At 62.4% G+C, this 2455-nt stretch carries 3 protein-coding genes and 1 pseudogene; 1 reads left to right on the top strand and 3 read right to left on the bottom strand.

The genetic code is table 11. The features are described from left to right. A partial coding sequence (locus EPO55_RS04880) for an acetyl-CoA C-acyltransferase (RefSeq protein ID WP_296335339.1) occupies positions 1-799 on the top strand: 799 nt, incomplete at its 5' end. A 147-nt stretch (positions 800-946) separates the two neighbouring features. Here the strand turns inward: EPO55_RS04880 and EPO55_RS04875 are convergent. From EPO55_RS04875 to EPO55_RS04865, 3 genes and pseudogenes are all read right to left on the bottom strand, one after another. Next, a pseudogene (locus tag EPO55_RS04875) lies at positions 947-1327 on the bottom strand (IS5 family transposase); the annotation flags it as partial. Beyond that, a complete protein-coding gene (locus EPO55_RS04870) occupies positions 1264-1728 on the bottom strand; it encodes an IS5 family transposase (protein ID WP_296335338.1) in 465 nt (154 codons plus the stop codon). The gene EPO55_RS04870 and the pseudogene EPO55_RS04875, both read right to left, overlap by 64 nt. Before the next feature lie 182 nt (positions 1729-1910). Continuing rightward, a complete protein-coding gene (locus tag EPO55_RS04865) occupies positions 1911-2444 on the bottom strand; it encodes an alkaline phosphatase PhoX (RefSeq protein WP_296335336.1) in 534 nt (177 codons plus the stop codon). Positions 2445-2455: the final 11 nt, after the last annotated feature.

Below are 2455 nucleotides of genomic sequence, written 5' to 3'. Positions count from 1 at the left end.
TCTGCCCTGGACGCTTGCCGCCAAGCATGGCTTCGGCACCTATCGCAGCCCGGCGATCGAGGCGCGCTATCCGAACCAGCCGTTCAGCCAGTTCGGCGGCGCCGAGATGATGGCGAAAAAATACGGCTTCGACCGCGACGTGCTCGATGCCTTCGCGCTGGAAAGCCATCGCCGCGCCGCATCGGCGACCGAACATGGCAAGTTCCGCGCGGAAATCGTGCCGATCGAGGTCGTCACGCCCGAGGGCGAGACGCTGATCCACGAGATCGACGAGGGTATCCGCTTCGATGCGACGCTGGAGCGGATCGCGGGCGTCAAGCTGCTGCAGGAGGGCGGCGTGACCACCGCCGCCAATGCCAGCCAGATCTGCGACGGCGCGGCGGCGCTGCTGGTGGTCAACGAGCATGCGCTGAAGACCTATGGGCTGACCCCGCTCGCCCGCATCCACCAGATGACGGTGCTCGGCCATGATCCGGTGATCATGCTGGAAGCGCCGATCCCGGCGACCGAGAAGGCACTGGCCCGCGCCGGCATGAAGATCGGTGACATCGATCTCTATGAGGTGAACGAGGCGTTCGCGCCGGTGCCGCTGGCGTGGCTGCAGGCGCTGGGCGCCGATCCCGACCGGCTGAACGTCCATGGCGGCGCGATCTCGCTCGGCCATCCGCTGGGCGGCTCCGGCGCGAAGCTGATGACGACGCTGATCAACGCGCTGCGCGATCGCGGCGGCCGCTATGGCCTGCAGACGATGTGCGAGGCCGGCGGCATGGCGAATGTGACGATCGTCGAGAGGCTGTAAGCCGATCGGGGGAGGGGCTTTGCAGCCTCTCCTGGTCATTCCCGCCTTCCCGGGCACACCGATGTTATAACTCGCTGAAGGTCGGCATCTGAAACCCTTGGGCGCAGAGGAAATCGGCGGCTTCGCGCTTGAAACCGGCCGTTCGAACTAGGTTCTGTTGACATAAGATTTCAGCCACAGTCTAGCGGCGGCGATGTTGAGGAAGCTGGCGAAGGACAGGGCGGTTTTGTCATAGCGGGTAGCGATGCGTCGCTGGTGCTTGAGGAAGCTGAACATGCGCTCGACGCGGTTGCGGTCCTTGTATCGCCGGAAATCGCACGGCGGCGGGTTCTTGCGGTTTGATTTTGGCGGGATGACAGGCAGGATGCCGTGGAGCAACAGGCTCTCGCGGAAGCTGTCGCCGTCATAGCCCTTGTCGGCGAGGAGCGCATTGGGCAACGGCACAGGCATCCCCATCAGATCGTCTACGGCTTTGTAATCTGATGCTTCTCCGCCGGTGAGGACAAAGCCAAGAGGGCGTCCTTGATTGTCACAACGGGCGTGGACCTTGCTCGTAAAACCGCCGCGTGATCGACCAAAAGCTTCCTTACAAGTCCCCCTTTAGCGCCCGCTGCCTGTGCATGGCCGCGAACGATGGTGCTGTCGATCATGTGCTGCCAGTCGTCGGTCAGGCCGATGTCGACCAACGTCTGCAAAAGGGCGTCCCAGACGCCCTGCTCGGCCCAGCGGCGGAACCGGACATAGACCGAGTTCCACTTACCGTAGCGTTCATGCATATCCCGCCAGGGGCAGCCCGTCCTGAGCACATTGAGCATGCCGTTGAGAAACAGCCGGTTATCACCGGCAGGGCGCGCCCAGCGACCGCGTTCCGGCGGCAGCAAGCCCCCGATGATCGCCCATTCCTCGTCCGTCAGATCGCCTCGGAACATGCTGCCTCCCAAAAAACAGCCTTGAATCAGACATCAGCCGATTTGGGAATCCCTTTTGTCAACAGAACCTAATGCTCAGCCGTCTTTGTTGGCGATCCCTACGTCTCCAAGCGGCCAGATCTTGCTAGCACATCATCGACATTCTCGGACATCCGTGATTATTGGGGCGGCCACTGCCATCGCTACCACGGCCCTGTAATCGCCAACGTCTTTGCCGGGCTGTAGATATTGACGAACATCGTCCGGCCATCGGGCGAAAAACATGCGCCTGCGAGTTCGGTTTGTTCGTGCAGGCGGGCGAAGGAATAGACGTGCCCGTCGGGCGTGATCCCGCGCAGATGATTGTCGACGACGTCGGTATATTGGTCTTCGCAGACGATCAGATGGCCGTTTGGCGCGACGGTTATATTGTCGCCGAAGTTCAGTGTCCCGGCGTCGGATGATTCGATGAAAAGTTGCAGGCGACCGGGCGCGTCCTTTTCGAATGTATGGCCCTCCTTGGGAGACGGGCGATAGCGCATGATCTGGCTCAACCTGGCAGCGCCGCCCGACGTGCAGCAGAAATAGAGCTCGTCTTTCCCGAAATAAATGCCTTCGCCGCGCGCGAACCGCACTGCGCCGTTCGAGGCGCCGCGCAGGCGCAGATCGTCCTGCGCGCTGTCGACGCCGTCGAGATCGATCCAGCGCTCGTCGACCCAATCGCCGACCTTCAACACGGGCTGCTCCC

It is taken from the genome of Reyranella sp. (genome assembly GCF_004296935.1).
In the GTDB taxonomy this organism is placed as follows: Bacteria; Pseudomonadota; Alphaproteobacteria; order Reyranellales; family Reyranellaceae; genus Reyranella.
Note: the sequence above shows the minus strand (reverse complement) of the source record. Positions and strands in the feature narration are given on the sequence as shown.